General features: G+C 41.3%; 10 protein-coding genes and 1 pseudogene. 7 read left to right on the top strand and 4 right to left on the bottom strand.

The window, feature by feature from the left end:
- Positions 1-235: 235 nt before the first annotated feature.
- The 3 genes from MUN53_RS00740 to MUN53_RS00730 all read left to right on the top strand — a co-directional run bounded on the left by MUN53_RS00740 (position 236) and on the right by MUN53_RS00730 (position 5,419).
- Positions 236-2,866, top strand: coding sequence for a glycoside hydrolase domain-containing protein (locus MUN53_RS00740; protein ID WP_243322979.1), 2,631 nt, complete (start codon positions 236-238; stop codon positions 2,864-2,866).
- Positions 2,867-2,915: 49 nt separating this feature from the next.
- Positions 2,916-4,487, top strand: a complete 1,572-nt coding sequence (locus MUN53_RS00735) for a beta-N-acetylhexosaminidase (protein ID WP_243322977.1) — start codon at positions 2,916-2,918, stop codon at positions 4,485-4,487.
- Between the two features lie 365 nt (positions 4,488-4,852).
- Positions 4,853-5,419, top strand: coding sequence for an RNA polymerase sigma-70 factor (locus MUN53_RS00730; protein ID WP_022454771.1), 567 nt, complete (start codon positions 4,853-4,855; stop codon positions 5,417-5,419).
- On the opposite strand, the gene MUN53_RS00725 is transcribed toward MUN53_RS00730, so the two are convergent.
- Positions 5,397-7,469 (bottom strand): family 20 glycosylhydrolase, encoded by a 2,073-nt coding sequence (locus MUN53_RS00725; RefSeq protein ID WP_394803017.1) that lies wholly within the window; start codon positions 7,467-7,469, stop codon positions 5,397-5,399. The two genes, MUN53_RS00730 and MUN53_RS00725, sit on opposite strands and share 23 nt — an antisense overlap.
- On the bottom strand, positions 7,466-8,458 hold the full coding sequence (locus tag MUN53_RS00720) for a metallophosphoesterase family protein (protein WP_022454773.1): 993 nt from the start codon (positions 8,456-8,458) through the stop codon (positions 7,466-7,468). Before MUN53_RS00720 ends, MUN53_RS00725 begins: the two co-directional genes overlap by 4 nt.
- A 144-nt stretch (positions 8,459-8,602) precedes the next feature.
- Between MUN53_RS00720 and MUN53_RS00715 the strand changes: the two genes are divergently transcribed.
- From MUN53_RS00715 to MUN53_RS00700, 4 genes and pseudogenes are all read left to right on the top strand, one after another.
- The gene (locus MUN53_RS00715; protein ID WP_243322976.1) at positions 8,603-10,576 is read left to right on the top strand and encodes a family 20 glycosylhydrolase; all 1,974 of its coding nucleotides are present in this window, start codon (positions 8,603-8,605) and stop codon (positions 10,574-10,576) included.
- Between the two features lie 177 nt (positions 10,577-10,753).
- A pseudogene (locus tag MUN53_RS00710) lies at positions 10,754-11,177 on the top strand (KilA-N domain-containing protein).
- A 134-nt stretch (positions 11,178-11,311) separates the two neighbouring features.
- Complete coding sequence (locus MUN53_RS00705) at positions 11,312-12,172, top strand: head GIN domain-containing protein (RefSeq protein WP_243322973.1); 861 nt, start codon at positions 11,312-11,314, stop codon at positions 12,170-12,172.
- Between the two features lie 65 nt (positions 12,173-12,237).
- A complete protein-coding gene (locus MUN53_RS00700) occupies positions 12,238-13,026 on the top strand; it encodes a head GIN domain-containing protein (RefSeq protein WP_243322971.1) in 789 nt (262 codons plus the stop codon).
- 112 nt (positions 13,027-13,138) lie between these two features.
- On the opposite strand, the gene MUN53_RS00695 is transcribed toward MUN53_RS00700, so the two are convergent.
- Together MUN53_RS00695 and porW are read right to left on the bottom strand one after the other, a co-directional pair.
- Positions 13,139-14,062, bottom strand: a complete 924-nt coding sequence (locus tag MUN53_RS00695) for a bifunctional riboflavin kinase/FAD synthetase (RefSeq protein ID WP_394803019.1) — start codon at positions 14,060-14,062, stop codon at positions 13,139-13,141.
- Entirely contained in the window at positions 14,062-17,604 is a 3,543-nt protein-coding gene (gene porW, locus MUN53_RS00690) for a type IX secretion system periplasmic lipoprotein PorW/SprE (RefSeq protein ID WP_243322967.1), read from the bottom strand. Before porW ends, MUN53_RS00695 begins: the two co-directional genes overlap by 1 nt.
- Positions 17,605-17,611 lie beyond the last annotated feature (7 nt).

Below are 17,611 nucleotides of genomic sequence, written 5' to 3'. Positions count from 1 at the left end.
ATTTACTATAAGTAAATGAATTTCCAACAATACTTTGAATTATAAGTAATCCAACTTGACATTGCCGATTTGAGAAATAAGATCATACAAAAACACTCAGAATTACTAATAAAATAGCTAATTTTATCACCTATTTTTACAGCAGTTAATTCGAGCGAAGAACACGATAAATTATAAAAGCACTTTTATGTATACTAAGAAATTTACCTTTTTGATTTTGTCCGCATTATTGAGTATGAACGTTGGTGGACAAGAAGAAGTTACGAATGCATTCCATGATTTGCAACGTACGGGAATTGTTCAGGAAGATCAGTCCATCATGAGAAAGGTGGCATCTGAGCAGCAGGTAGAGGCTTTGATCCAGAAACGACCTGATGCCGGTTTCTTTTGCTTTACGGAAGATCGAGAACATGATATCCGGCTGAAAGATCAAATTCCTCTTCACTGGATCGAACGGACAGAACAAGAACGTTCCTTGTTTAAAGGGAAGGCTTTGCCTGGTGAATTTTATACCTGGCAAATCGGAGTGTATGCCCCGTATAATAAACTGGAGCATATATCGGTTTCTTTTTCTGATTTGAAGAACGAACGTGGAGATAAAATTAAAGCTTCCGCCTTGACTTGTTTCAATACGAATGGAATTGATAAATATGGTAAACCGATTCAATTTCCAGTCCAAGTAGAAAAAGGTGATGTGCAACCTCTTTGGATCGGTATGGATATTCCAACTCATGCTAGTGGTGTTTACAAAGGGAATGTATGGATTCATGTAAACGATGAGAAGAAGGCTTGTGTTTCCGTCGAATTACGTGTCAGTGGAGAAGCCATTGCCAATCATGGAGATGATGAAGGGTGGAGAAAAACCCGACTTCGCTGGCTGAATGCAACGATCGGAAATGACGATAAGCCAACAGCTCCTTATACGCCCGTAACGGTAAAAGATAAAGTCTTAACCTGGCTTGGTGGAAAGATCCATCTAACCGCTACTGGTTTGCCATCTTCTATCACTACTTGCTATGATGCCAATAATAATTTGTCGGACGCTACGAATGAAATATTGGCAGAAGAGATGAAATTCATCATTGAGACAGATCAAGGAGAGGAGATTCTTAAAGGAGGGAAAGTTCGCATTCTGAAACAAAACCAAACGAATATTACTTGGAGTTCCGAACAGTCCAACTCCCGTTTTCAAGTTAGTTGTAACGGCGATTTCGGATTTGATGGAATCAGCAATATTTCGATTCAAGTAAAAGCTAAACAACATGTTTCAGTGAAGGATATCCGACTGGAAGTTCCTTATTCCAGCTATGCTTCTAAATATATGATGGGATTAGGACATAAAGGAGGTTTTCGTCCGGATTCTTTAATTTCCTGGAATTGGGACATAGAAAAGCACCAGGATAAAATATGGATGGGAAATGTCAATGCCGGAATGAATTTACGATTCATGGATGATCACTTTGTTCGTCCGCTTGTCAACATTTACTATGCGCTTGGAAAACTTAATCTTCCGGAATCATGGGGTAATCAGAATAAGGGAGGAATTAATATCTATCCTACCACCCATGGAACAACCAAATTAGTAGCTTATAGTGGCGAACGCTCGATGGAAAAAGGAGAGAAGTTATCTTATAACTTTGATATGCAGATAACTCCTGTCAAACCCATTAATTGGAAAAAACAGGTGACTAACCGGTTTTACCATTCCAATTCCGATTTAAGTGCCAATTATATCGATGAAGCGCTCAAAAACGGAGCCAATTTGATTAATGTCCATCATAAAAAGGATATTTATCCATTTATCAATTATCCGTATCATGATGATGCAGTATCTGATCTGAAAGCTTTTATTCAGAAAGCACATCAGAAAAATCTGGGAGTTCGTTTATATTATACAACTCGAGAACTGACTGTTAAGATTCCGGAGTTATGGGCTTTACGAAGCTTGGGAAGTGAAGTAATACATGACGGACCGGGAAAAGATACACGTACGCTTATCCATCCGAACGGACCGAATGAATGGTTAAATAAGAACCTGACCACTCATTTTATTCCTGCCTGGTATAATGCGTTTAATGAAGGGAAATATGCTGGCGATATGGACATTTCTGTCATTACGACTCCTGATTCTCGTTGGAACAATTACTATTTAGCCGGATTAGACTGGATGGTTAAGAACTTAGGTATCGACGGTGTTTATATTGACGATAGTGCTTTGGATCGGAAAACAATTCAACGTGCCCGCAGAATTCTTGATTCAGACGGAAAAGAGCGACTGATTGATATTCACTCTTGGAATCACATGAATAAATGGGCTGGCTTTGCCAACTCTCTCCATCTTTACACAGAATTACTTCCTTACGTAGATCGGACTTGGATTGGTGAAGGTTTCCCGGCAAACAATACGGCAGATTTCTGGCTGGTAGAAATGTCGGGTATTCCTTTTGGCTTGCTTAGTGAGACATTAGATGCCCGGAATCAGTTCAGAGGATTAGTCTATGGTATGTTACCTCGTTTACCATGGAGTGGAAATCCGGTTCCACTTTGGAATCTATTTGATCAGTTTGACATGAAGAATGCTTCCATCCACGGATACTGGGATGAACAATGCCCTGTTAAAACAGACAATAAAGATTTACCAGCCACAGTATTTGTCAATGGAGATAAAGCGCTGGTCGTTATCGCTAATTGGACAGATCTGCCTCAAACAGCCAAAATTCAGATTGACGAAAAGGCTCTTGGATTCAAACCAACCAAGTTCACTTTACCGGAAGTCAGAAATCTTCAATGGGGAGGAAAGCTATCCAACCTGAACAATTGTGAAATTTTGGGTAGAAGTGGTATGATCGTTTGGTTAGAGAAGTAAGTTTAACCACAATTGTTAATACAGTCACATACCTAAAAACATAGTTAAAATGAAGAAGTATTTATTGTCTTGCTTATTATGTTTCTTTACGCTTGTTCCTTTTTATGGGCAACGAGTATTGTTTCCAACTCCTTCGTCTTATTCACAAGATAAAGGGAATTGTAATATTGGCCGGTTGGCAAATGTTTCAGGAACAGGAAATGAAGCCATTCAGTTAGTCGAAAGTCTGAAAGCCGAATTACAACATCTTCCATTATCAGCAACGGAAGGAGGAACTATCCAATTCGTTTTGGATGAAAAGAATGGATTATCCGAAGAAGCCTACCAGCTGACGGTAACAGCAGAAAAGGTATTACTTGAAGCCTCAACGGTTTCCGGTTTGTTTCATGCCAAAGAAGCCCTTTTACAGATGCTCCGTTTCGGAAAAGGAAGCCTGCAATGTTGCCGGATTCAGAATCACCCGCGTTATGCCTGGCGTGGATTTATGCTAGATGAAAGCCGGCATTTCTTTGGAAAGGAGAAGGTGAAGCAATATCTGGATCTGATGGCATCGCTGCACCTGAACGTATTTCACTGGCACCTGACGGACGAACCCGGTTGGCGCATTGAAATCAAACGTTTCCCAAAACTGACACAAGAAGGGGCTATCGGAAACTGGCATGATCCCAAGGCTCCGGCGGCTTTTTATACACAGGAAGATATCAAAGAGATTGTAGCTTATGCAGCAGAACGTCAGATCATGGTTGTACCGGAATTTGATATGCCGGGTCATGCGACTGCTGTTTGCCGGGCTTATCCCGAAGTATCGGGTGGAGGAGAAGGTCGTTGGGCACACTTTACGTTCCATCCTTGTAAAGAAGAGACGTACACCTTTATCAGTCAGATCTTCGATGAACTCTTTGCCTTGTTTCCTTCTCCTTACATCCATATAGGAGGAGATGAAGTTCATTACGGTAACCAAAGTTGGTTCACGGATCCGGAAATACAGCAATTCATCCAAGATAAACAGTTAGGCAACGAAACCGGTTTGGAACATTACTTTATCCGCCGTATTGCCGATATCGTTGCTTCAAAAGGGAAAACGATCATTGCCTGGGACGAAGCCATCGACGCGGATGTTTCTCCCGATAAATTAATTGTCATGTGGTGGCGTCACGACCGTAAGCATCAATTGGTAAAGGCTTTGGAAAACGGTTATCGGGTAATCATGACGCCACGTCGGCCTTTCTATGGGGATTTCATCCAATACGGAAGCCATAAAGTCGGACGTTTCTGGAACGGCTATAACCCGATAGAAGACGTTTACCGGTTTCCGTCGCAAGTATCCAACCTGACGCTGGGTTATGAAGATCAGATTCTAGGTTTGCAATTCTCGTTGTGGACAGAACGCGTAGCGGATAACAAACGACTTGATTTCATGACCTTCCCCCGTTTGATTGCAACGGCCGAAGCCGGTTGGACCATCGAGAAGAAGAAAGATTATAGTTTGTTCATGCAAAAACTCCCTTATTTCCTGGAATTACTGGATACATACGGAATTTATTATTTCAATCCGTTTGCCCCGGATACAACTCCGGAACCATCTGCTCCTGAAAAGGAAGATGTTCTGCAAAACGGATAATATATTCGTATAGACCAGCTTTATCATTCTCGTAAAATATACGTCATATTATTTAATTCACTATCGCGATGCAATCAATTCACCAATATGATTTAATTACATCACAATAGTGAATTAATTGATTCATATTGGTAAATTAACTAAATTGTAATAGAAAAAACACGAAAATCCACCGACTAAACAAGAGTTTCTCAATGTATTAGGGAAAAGCTGGGCAGTAACTTTTCTCTGTTATTCAATCCTTCTTCAGGCAAACCATTCATAAAAATCAGAAAATCAAAAAATAAATCGGGAATTTGATTTTTCCTTTCGGATACGTATCTTTGTGAAAATTGTTCTTAAGCGGGCATAAGACTTGGGGAAATATGGAATGGAGTTGCGAAGAAGACATCATCCGTGATCTGCAACACGGAGACAGAAAGGCTTATTCTTTTCTGTTCAAGAAATATTACCCCATGCTATGTGCCTATTGTTCACGTTTTGTCTCACTGGAAGATGCCGAAGAAATTGTGCAAGATACCCTGTTTTGGTTATGGAAGAGCCGGGAAGAGATTTGTATCAACAAGTCACTGGGGCAATACCTGTTACGAACAGTTTATCATAAAGCACTGAATCAGATTGAACACCAAAAGGTTCAGACAAATGCTGAAACTATTTTCTACGAACAAATGCAATACCTGCTGCATGATACCGATTATTATCAGCTGGAAGAACTGCAGAAAGTGATGAAACAGGCCATAGAAGCGTTGCCTCCCAGTTACCGGGAGGCATTCGTCATGCACCGCTTCCAACAGATGAGCTATAAGGAAATTGCCGATCAGCTGCATGTTTCCAGCAAAACAGTAGACTATCGTATCCAGCAAGCCCTAAAACAATTACGGACAGACCTGAAGGATTATCTTCCATTGCTCATTTTATTGTCTTTGAATTAAGCCATTTTTGTACTTTTTCCACCATAGGTAATTCATACAAAAAGAGCCAATCGCTATTCTGAGACTTAGCCGATAAATGATTATGATGGTTCATGTCTTCTATATAACCGGCAGGCTGCTCCATAAATCGTGTCTTGGAATAAACCTCTTCCAGACGAGTTCGCATAGACGAAAAAGAGGAACAAACTTCCGCCAGTTTCATCTGGGCCTCTTCGCGCTGCTGTTCATGAGTTGCCAAATCATAATCCCGCAAAGCCAAGATCAGGCGAACCGGATAATTCTGTAAATAATTATTCTGTTCATAAACTTCTAATGTATAGCGGTTCCTGCGAGCCATCTTTCGGGCATCCGTCAATTGTTTCCGGATCTTCTCAAAACGAAGAGATTCCTTTTCTGCCTGGATAATCTTTTCTTTATACTTTTCCGCCCACTCACCCGGTTTCTCTTGGTCCGGCAAATCGATGAGAGTAAAAGTTGTTGTTCCCCAAGCCGGATTTCTGCGTCCGCTTTCTACCAACGCTCCATCAAAAAAGAAGAAAGCCTCTTCCAGTTCCTTCAAGAAGTCCATCCTGTTTTCACCAGCCTTAAAACCAAACTCCCGTTGGCCGTGCGCTTCCATAAATTCATCAATAGTCCTTCCTGTAGGATTCCAGCCAAATTCTCCTTGTGCGATGTATCCTCGCCAGACTGTTTCCAAATGCGGAGAGCCATCGTCCCAAGCTGTTGCCAGGATTCCAGCCAAATGATTCTCAACTACCAACCGACTAAATCCTTGAATAAATCCGGCTTTCGTATTATTACGAGGTAAAAACGGAGAATCTCCCGAAGAAGCCGCAGTAGCAGCCATTACTTGCAAGCCTTTTTCCTTATACCAGTTCAGCAACTTCATATGTGCCGGCTTCGTCGCGTCTCCATAGTTCCAACGCATATAGATACAATCTTTCGGGAACAGTTCGATCGCTTGATCCAACTTTTTGGTATTCCAGGCCTTATCCAGTTCTTCACCCGACATATCACTTAAAATCGTAGTCCAAAGGCCTGCATATTTCAATGGCATATCATCCCAGAATATTGGAACACGCCCTTTCTCCTTCGCATAATTACATACATTCTGCAACCAATACATTTGCAACTCAAAAGCCGTTTTCCCGGTATCCTTACAACGTTTGTCTATCCCGATTGCAGTAATCTCATCCCCGCCGATATGCAAATACTTACCATAAGGCATCGCTTCCAAAGCATCTGCATACAAATCATACAGCAAATCGTAGGTTTCCGGATTGGAAGGACACAGTTCCCAATCGCTTTTCGGATTTTCTCTCAATTCCCAATGATGTTTCAGGATAAAACTGGCATGTCCCAATCCTTGTACCAACGGAGATACATCGATATTTCTTTCTTTGGCATAACGACATAAAGCCTGCATCTCCTGTTTACTGATTGCATTGGGAGAAGCTATTTCCGGACGTCTCGTATATCGCAGCTTATCTTCCAGTTCCCAAATAACCGCATTGATCTTATATCGGGCCAGCTTGTCCATCATGGCATAATAATATTCCATACGGTCCAGATGATGTTTAGTATCCAAATGAACGGCCCGATAAGCAATCGAAGGGAAGTCTGTTATCTTCATCGCCGGAATAGGACAGTTATAATCACGGCTGTCTTCCAAGACTTGCTCCAGCGTCTGACAGCCATAAAACAATCCAGCCTCACTCCGAGCAGCAATAACAACTCCTTTTTCATTTACCGACAAGACATAACCTTCTTCCGATTCCGGGACATCCTTATCCGTAATCGTCAGATAAACTCCTTTTCCCTGCATCTCTGCCTGGGGCAAAGTGTTCAAGATAGGACCCAAAACCGGCATTTCCCCGGACGACTGATTAACAATAAACTGTAAATCTGTACCGGAAATTCCTTTTCCTTTCAATTCCTCTATATGCTGAGGTTTAGGAAGAATCTGAAAAACAGAACTGATGGCCTGAATCTGTGTTATTCCAACACTGACGAGCATCAGAATACTTAGAAAAAACTCTTTATGTCTCATTTCTCTGGATCAAATTGAATGCTGAAATCTTGAATAGATGAAACCAATGGGAAACTGCCCAACTTCTTCGGCAAACCTATTTCCGCGGGAGTAGGAGGCAAGAAGTTTCCTTTCGTTCCCTTCATAGACATTCCCTTCTGACTCAAGGAAACAATTCCGTATAAAGGCTTATCAAAAGTAACCGAATACTTCAGCAACGAATATTTCTGATTAATCTCTTCCGGATAACGTTTCTCGGTTTGAGTTTCATCTCCCACCCAAACATAAGAGGCACTATTGATCTGAACATAAGTAATTCCGTTGATCTCATCTACATAATTACTATGATTATGCCCGCTAAATGCGGCAACAACTTTCTTAAAACCAGCTCTTTTATTTTCAGCTTCCAAGACATCTCTTACATCATATCCATTCCCCATCGCCCGGTCAATGCTCTGATGAGAAAAAAGAATACACCGTTTGTTGGTCGCAGCCAAATCCTTCTTCAACCATTCCATTTGTTCCGGATCCATAAATTCCCTCATTTTCATATCCACATAATAATTCGCTTTATTATAAGGGATATATTTTTCTCCGTCAAACAAGTTATTCCCATCCAGTACAATGAAATGGAAATCTCCTTTATCAAAGGAATAATATCGTCCCGGCATATTAAATCCAGCAACAAATTCTTCCTTCGAATATTTATCCAAATCATGATTTCCTAACACATGAAACGTCTCTCCTTTAAATCCATTCCAAACTTCTCTTAAAGGCATACTGACACTATCCAAACGAATAAAGTCGCCTAACTGAATCAAAAAGTCTACATCTTCCTTATTGGCTGCCTCTACGACCGCTTGCATACGTTCCTTTCCATCAGGCAAATCAGGAGCATGCAAATCCGAAACAATAGCAAAACGGATCTCTTCCTCTTCTTTCTGCGTAGAACAAGACAACATACATAGACAAACGACACACCATAATAAATATCTTCCTGCTAATTTCATTTGTTTTTCATTTTATATTCAACAATAACTAAGATTTAAGTCTAGCAAAAATACGAATTTACCTGAAACTTATTGGAACGCTATCAAAAAATTCCTACTTTCGCTTTATAATGATTCACGTAACTATTAAATTCATATTTTATCATGACAAAACAAATGTATCTTTTCCTATGGGTGTTAATTTGTTTAATGCCTTTTTCTGTTACTCGGGCAGAAGCCAATAAAAAGCCGTTTGTGATTCCTGAATTGAAAGAATGGAAAGGGGCAAACGGTGATTTCATCCCTGGGAATACGACTCGTATCACTTATTCGGAAAAAGAGAATGGAAGCCGTCAGGTAGCTGAACAACTGGCTGCCGATTATCAGACTTTATTTGGGAAACAGATTCCGGTTGTTGCCGGTAAAGGAAAAGCCGGAGACTTTGTCTTACAGCTTAAAGCCGACAAGAAACTGGGAGATGAAGGATATGCCATTCAGATTAAAGACCGGGTGATATTGACAGCCCCTACTACCAAAGGGCTTTTCTGGGCAACTCGTACCTTGCTTCAGCTGGCAGAACAAGACGAACAGCAGGTATTGCCTAAAGGAGAGATCCGAGATTTCCCGGATTATGCCATCCGAGGTTTTATGTTGGACTGCGGACGAAAGTTTATCCCAATGTCTTTCCTGCGGGATTATGTCAAAATCATGTCGTATTATAAAATGAATACCTTCCAGATCCATTTGAATGATAATGCCTTCAAACAGTACTTCGAACACGACTGGATGAAAACCTATGCAGCTTTCCGCCTGGAATCAGAGACTTTTCCGGGATTAGCTGCTCCCGACGGACACTATACCAAGAAAGAATTTATCGAACTGCAGTTACTGGCCGACAGTCTAGGTGTAGAAATTATTCCGGAAATAGATGTACCGGCTCACTCATTGGCACTTACCCAATATTGTCCGGAAATAGGAAGTCAGGAATATGGTATGGACCATTTGGATTTATTCAACCCAAAGACATACGAATTTGTGGATGCCCTGTTCAAAGAATATCTGGAAGGAGAAAATCCGGTGTTCCGAGGACCACGTGTACATATCGGTACAGATGAATATTCCAATAAGAAGAAAGACGTCGTAGAGAAGTTCCGTGCCTTTACCGATCATTATATCCGTTATGTAGAAAGTTTCGGAAAACAAGCCTGCGTTTGGGGCGCTTTGACACATGCTAAAGGCGATACGCCTGTCAAATCAGAAAATGTACTGATGTCTGCCTGGTATAACGGATATGCTGATCCAGCTGAGATGATGAAACAAGGTTATCAATTGATCAGTATTCCTGACGGTTTATTATACATTGTTCCGGCAGCCGGTTATTATTATGATTATCTGAATACAGAAAAACTATATCAGGAATGGACTCCGGTTCAAATAGGAAAGGCGGTCTTTGAAGAGCATCATCCACAAATATCCGGCGGTATGTTCGCCGTATGGAACGACCACTACGGAAACGGAATATCTACCAAAGATATTCATGACCGTGCTTATCCGGCAATGCAAACATTGGCTGTCAAGATGTGGACAGGTAAAAGTACAGCTCTGCCTTACCAAGAGTTTAACGCAGATCGCTTACTTCTCAGTGAAGCTCCAGGCGTCAACGTGGCCGGTCGGGTAGGAAAGGAACCTGCTTGTGTAATGGAATTACCTCAAATTGAATCCGGACAAACGACCGAATTAAAAGAAATCGGTTATCCTTATTCTGTCTCTTTCGAAATTGAAGGAGCGAAAGAAGAACCGGGAACCGTCTTGTTCCGTTCAGCCGATGCCGTAGTTTATCTGGCTGATCCGATTACCGGACGTTTAGGATTTGCACGCGATGGTTATCTGAATACCTTTAATTATTATCTTCCGGTAGGACAAAAAGTAAAGCTAACTATTTCGGGAGACAATAAACATACAGCATTATATGTCAACGACCAACTGAAAGACGATCTGACGATCCAGAAACGTTGGTTCAATGAAGGTAAAGACAAGATGAATTACGTCCGTACCTTAGTTTTCCCTCTGCAGAAAGCCGGACAATTCAACAGCCAGATCCGCCAATTGAAGGTGTATAATTATTGGGTGAATGACTGAATAACTTCAGAAATTCATAAATAAGACGATTAATCAAATTACAAAGGTAAAGCATGGAAACAAAGATCTTGAATAAGATCATGTTCAATACTTTACCTTTGTTCTTACCTTAACTAAATATTCCTATTCATATTTATATACTCCATTTTTACATCTCTAAAAAACAAAACTACAATTATGGCAAAAATTAAAGTTCAAAATGCAGAAATATCTGTCGTATCATACAATGACAATGACTATATATCGCTAACAGACATGACCCGTAGCCAAATGCAAGACCATATTATCTTTCGATGGCTCAGTTTAAAAAGTACACTAGAATATATCGGAGAATGGGAAATCTTGTATAATCCCCATTTTAATTGTACCGAATTCGGTACAATTAAAAATATGGCGTGAACAGCATCCAGAACTTAAAGGAAACATCCGTGATTATGCTTCTATTAACGAACTTATTTGTCTATCCAATATGGAAAACCTAAATGCCGTCTTTATTGACCAAGGAATGTCTCAACACGAACGAATATTTAAACTCAATCAAATAGCTATTCAACAAATGCAAATACTTGAAGACGGTGGAAACAGGAAACTACTGAAATAAAGAATATCCGATAAATAATTAAGATCCAGATAAATATAATCCATTCCACAAAATATATTGAAATTAATGAGCTTTTTCTGCAACCAAACTATTTTGAGGTGCGTCTTATAGATAAACAAATAAAATAAACAGATATGAAAACAAAAGGTATGGTTGCATGGATTGCTCTGATAGCAATGACAATGGGAGGTTTCGTAACTCCGCTACACGCAGAAAACATCGAAGGAAATGAAAATCTGATAACAAAGGATATCCAAATTGACGATTATACGGCAATTCAGATAGGGCATATCCATCAGTCGGGAGGTTCTTTCAAGTCGCTGTTCGCATTTATCATGTCGGGCGGAAATTCTTCTAACTCACCTAAGGTATATTACAAGCAAGGAAAGGAGACAACACTGACTGTAACTACCGATGAAAATATTTTTCCTGTATTGACTTTTCATGTAAAAGGGAATGAATTACAAATACAGACAAAAGAAGGTGTACAGATTTCTCCGAGTAAACTCGTCATTGAAACCTCTTCCAAAGACTTGAATAAATTATCAATCGGCGGAGGTACCGATTTCTATCTGCAATCAGCTTTGGATATTGCCTCTTTAGATGCTTACGTTTCCGGCGGAGGGAACATGGAAATTAAAGAACCAGCTCACATAAAATCTGCCAGTTTCTCAATCAGCGGTGGTGGAGATCTAGACGTTACCCAATTAACCAGCGAAGAGGTTTATGTTAAAGTTTCAGGAGGCGGAGATGCGAATGTTGCCGGAAAAACCCAAAAAGCAGAAATGAAAGTATCGGGTGGTGGAGACTTAAATGCTCAGGATTTACAAGCGAATCATGTTATTTGTAACGTTTCCGGTGGGGGAGATGCGACTGTTTATGCCATCAGTCAATTGGATGCTCATGCATCTGGAGGCGGAGATATCCGTTATAAAGGAAATCCAAAAACAGATACTTCATGTTCTGGTGGCGGAGATATTCATCATATCAACTAAATTTTTCCTACATTTGTACATGTTTGTGTAAATAGAGTTGATGTACAACTGTAAATGGAGGAAAAATGAAAACAAAAGGATTCTTATTGCTGGCATTCTTATTCGGTCTGTTTTTGAATGCTAAAGCAGCCGACAATGTAAACGGCAACGGTACATTGAGTACCAAGACCATTAAGATTGATGATTTCAACGAAGTGCGGATTGACGGTATCATGGACTTTAGTTATGTTCAGTCGGATGATCCCGGTAGTTTGGAAGTAACATTAGATGAAAATCTTCATCAATATCTGAATGTAGATATTCATGACCGTATATTAACCTTAAGCTTTGATAAGAAAGTAAAGGTTGGCAAACTGACCAAGTTTGTGGTAAAAACCAACTCGAAATGGCTGAAAAAGGTCAAAGCTGCAGGCAACGCCAATTTCATGGTAAACAGCAAACTGTCTGGTGATGAACTGGAAGTAAAAGCCAATGAGAATTGTTTAGTACAGTTTAAACAGCCAATTGAAGTAGGAGTCTTGGATTTAGACGTTTCAGGTAGTGCCAATATGGTCGTTGAAAACATGAAGGTCGACAAACTGAACTGTAATATGGGAGGTTCTGGTTCTATCCGTCTGAAAGCCGGATCAGCCAATCAAGGGAATTATACAGTATTAAGTAGTGGTGACATTCATGCTTATGGCGTAGCTATTCCGGATGTAAAATGCAAAATGGCAGGCAGTGGCTTGGCTGAAATTCATCCGACAGGTAATCTGAATGCCACCTTGGTCGGTAAAGGAAACATCCGTTACAAAGGTCCGACCGCTGTACAACAACGTGTCATCGGAAAAGGAACTATAGAAGAAGTCAAATAAGAATATCGGGAATATTTCCGAAAGCATGATTCAAAACCAACGAGGATTGATTCTGATTCTCGTTGGTTTTATTTTTAATTCCCGTTAGATTCAGTAAAGAACCTGCCAACATTCAAATCAGACACTCAGACACGGTCTGACGATCCTGTTCCAACTGAGATTTCAAGGCCAATAAGGAAGGGAATTTCCGGTTATCACGAATCTTAGACACAAATGAGACTTCGATCTCTTTACCATACAAATCACCGGAGAAATCCAATAAATACACTTCTATGGACTGACTATTCCCATCATCCAATGTCGGTCTGTTTCCTATAGAAAGCATACCTTTATAACGTTTACCGGAAAGAACAGCCCAGACTGCATAAACACCATTTCCGGGTAGGATCTTACGAGAATCTTCTACCGAAAGATTGGCTGTCGGGAAACCGATTGTACGTCCTACCTGATGCCCCTTAACGATCTTTCCCTTCAAAGAATAAGGATATGATAACAAAACTGACGCCTGCTTCACTTCGCCCTCAGCCAAAAGCCGACGAACTTCAGAAGAACTTACTTTCGTCTGCCCATTATCATAAGGTAGAGCCTGGATCACATCCATTCCCAAAGCCTTCCCATATACAACATACTGATCAAATCCTTCGGCCCGATCATGCCCGAAACGATGATCATAACCTATCAGTAAAGCCTTTACCCGAAAAGCTTCGGCCAATATTTTAGTAATAAATTCAGCTGCCGAAAAACGGGATAACTCCAACGTAAAATCGAGAACCAGACAATAATCCACCCCGGTCGTAGCCAATTGAGCCAACTTTTCCTCCCAAGTATTCAACAGCTTCGGTTGATAATCGGCATGCAAGACAGCCCGAGGATGTATCCGAAACGTAATCACGGCCGAAGGCAAGCCTCTCTCCGCTGCCACTTTCTTCAACTGGTCTATCAGGAAACGATGTCCCAAATGTACACCATCGAAAAAACCAATCGTTGCCGCCAAAGCCTCCGGACATTCCTTTTGTCCGTTTCTATCTATTACTATCATTCCGCTGTTTTCTCCCTATTTTTACGCGCCTCTTCACGGGCTTTCAGTTCTGCCTTGCGAGCTTTTTCCCGTTCTTTCAGCTTTTGCTTATAAGCACGTTCTTTCTCTTTCCGTTCTTTTTCCTTCTGTTTCAGTCGTTCTTTATAAGCACGTTCTTTTTCTTTACGCAATTCTTCACGAGCTTTCAACTTCGCTTTCCGATCAGCTTCAGCCTGTTTCAACTTCGCCTTACGATCAGCCTCCAATTGCCGCTCGCGTTCTTCCTTAGCCTTCAACAGTTTTGCCTCTTCGGCTTGTTGCTGAGCCTCTATTTCTGCCCGGATCTTCGCATTCAGTTCCAATTCTACCTGTTCGGCTTCCTGCTCAGCTTCGAATACCCGTCGTGCCTCTTCCTTCTGCATTTCCTCAGCTTCTGCCTGCAAACGGCGAATTTCTTCGATATCCTCCAATGTCAAACCCTTGTCTTTTTCAGGTTTAGGAGCTGTAAATACAGGTTCTTCTCTCTCTGGCAACGGTTGTTCTTCCAGAACAGGTTGCAGGGTATCAGCCGGTTGTGCAGTCAACGTATCCGGAGAGATAACAGGTATGACCGTATCTGTAGCCAACGTATCTGTTGGAGCTACCTGTGTTTCCGGTACAACCTCAGCTTCTTTAACCGCCGGAACTGTATCCGTCGGAACCTTTTCAGTCTCCGTTTCTTCCGCTTTCTGGGCTTCCTTAGCCTGAGCTTCCTTACGAGCAGCCCAACGGGCAGCTAACTCAGGAGCCTGATCGTGGAAATGTTCATCAAAGAAAGCAATATATTCATCCAGCGTTTTACCATGCATCAACGTTTCATAATTATCTTCCGAAATAGGCAAAATATCAATGGCTTTATCCAAGCTAGAAGCATAACCACCCTTGTCATATATCATCTTATAATAATGCCAAGCCTCATCGAAATTATAGAAACCACTCAACACGAAAATACTAGCAATACCAGATTCCTCAAACGACATATCCAGCTGCTTGACCATAAAGTTGGCAAAGTTGTAAGCTGCCACCGTAAAGAGCAATTGGTTACGATCTACCAACCCCGTCGGGTAAATCATAATCATCCGATAAGGAACATTTGGCTCAGCCTTAAACGTCCGGGCAGAATCAGCTGCCGACAATGAGCCATCTTCTCCTGTACCAAAACGCAGATTCCATGTCATACCCGTAACACCGCCCTGAACCATCTGACGGCCACGTAAAACACCTTTCAACATCTCACCGGCAAGTTCCGAAACATCCTCTGAAGGATATTTATCCAATAAAGCTTTCAATGCCTGCTTAAAGCCTTCGGCATCGCCAGCCTGTACATAAGTCAATGCATCCAGGAACATAAATTTCGGCAACAGTTTTGCCAATGGATACTTCTCGCTGACCATCCGGAAATTCCGTCGTACAGTAGAAGTATCTTCTGCCAGATAACGTTCGTATGTCTGTTCATAAATAGAATCCTGCACCACATCCATCATCCGGATATTATATTCATAATTCGGATCGGAAATAGCCACGGCATAATCACTTTCAGGGAACTTGGCCATCATCTTCTGTTTATACTCTTCCGCCAGTCCGACATCCTTCAGACGCAAAGCCATTAAATAAATCTGATAATAACTTTCCATCAGATGTGAATTATCCGGGAAGCGTTTCTCCAAATTCTGAAAAGCTTCTATTGAAAGCGACAGATCTTCCAGTTTATCCTTATAGATCATAGCCATGTTATACAAACCATCTTCAATGATTACGTTCGAAGCATCTACATCTTCGGGCGTCATCGGAAGCTGTTGTAAATAATATTCCCGTGACTTCGGATCGTCTGAACCTACGACAGAAGAAGTATCGCCTTCACCGCCGGCAGCCAAATCCTGTGATTGCTCTCCCTCCATTCCTTCTTGGGCGGTTTCCTCGTCCATGTCATTCGGATCATTAAATGTCGTGAGTGTTTTCTTCCGTCTTCGCCAATCATCTTCCAGCGGACGACGTCCCCATTTTCTTTGGAACTGAGTTTTACCTTGCGCTACGGCCTGCGGATTATAGAAATAGAACGAAGTACTACCCGACGCCGTAGGGAGTGTAATTGTATTAGCTTCCGTTCCAGGGCGATTGATACCTGTTCCTTTAGCACTCTGTTCTGCCAGAAAAGCCTCCTTTTCGGCCTCTTCCTGAGCTTTCTTTTCCTCTTCAATAACTTGTTCGATGATCTTATCGATAACAGCCAAGCGTTCTTTTTCCGGCATCTTGGCCAACGTCTGTAAACTATCTTGTAAATGGACTGCTTCTACATGAACAACCAACTCATCCAATACAGCCGACAACTTGGAGATCCGTTCATAATCTTTGTATTCCTTCTGAATACCGGCTAAAGCACCACTGAAGTTAGGTTGTGCCTTTACATAATCACGCTTCTCGAAATACAAATCGCCCAATCGAATCTGGCAAAGAGCCTTATCCAGTCCATTCTGTGTGCTTTTCTCAACCCCCAACTCATAATTCTTAATGGCATTTACCGTATCTTCCCGGCTCATATATACATTTCCCAGGGCATAATACACCTGATCCAGCATATCTTTATTCTTCTGGTTCTTGGCCATCCGTTCCAAACGTTTTACCACCTTCTGGTAATCACTGCCCGAAAAGACTTCCGTCTGACGGATACGAGCGGCAAATTCCAATTCATACGGAGGATTCGAACGTATCACTTCGGCAAAGGTCTTGTATGCCATACCATCCATCTCGAGGGAAGCATACATTTGTCCAAGCAGATACCGCATCCGACTCTTTTGTAACCGGTTCTTTTCCGCCTTGATCGCCGTCTTCATATAAGGAATTGCATCTTCGAACTGCTGATTCTTGATCAAATAATCCGCATAAACAGCCGCATATTGATTCAGGCATTTCTTCGGAATACCGTTTGTATTCAGTTTACCCAAAATATCTTCCGCTTCATAATTCCAGCCCATCTCTGCATAACAACGAGCTTGCCAGAGTTTGGCAGAAGCGACCAGTTCTTCATCTTCCTTGTAATGACGGGTAATATAAGAGAAAGTTGCAGAGGCTTGAAGAAAGTCGGCATTGTAAAACTGAGCTTCCCCCATCAGCATCCAGCATTTCTTCAGAAACGGATTATATTCTTCTTGATTCTGCCACTTGACTTGTTTCGGGTCATTCCTCCAGCCCGCTTTCTTCTTAGGTTTTGTCTTTATCGAATGTAATTTGATAGCCTTATTACTTTTCTCGATAGCCCGGTCGAAGGGACCACCGGTTTCTGCTTTTTCCTTTGGTTGTGCACTGATCGGATACATCAGAATCATATCTGAATAATTCTCCTTATATCCTTTCTGCATCGACAACAAGGCTTCATCAAACGAAGTTTTCCCGTTATAGTAGATATTAAAGCGAGAATTCAACGCATGATAAAAACGATTGAACCGGGTATTTTTCTTCGTACTGCACGACCAAAGAAACGATACCGCAAATAAAGCGACTATGTAATAAAAACCTTTCTTCAAAATAACA

Source organism: Parabacteroides faecalis (assembly GCF_022809355.1).
GTDB lineage: Bacteria > Bacteroidota > Bacteroidia > Bacteroidales > Tannerellaceae > Parabacteroides > Parabacteroides faecalis.
Note: the sequence above shows the minus strand (reverse complement) of the source record. Positions and strands in the feature narration are given on the sequence as shown.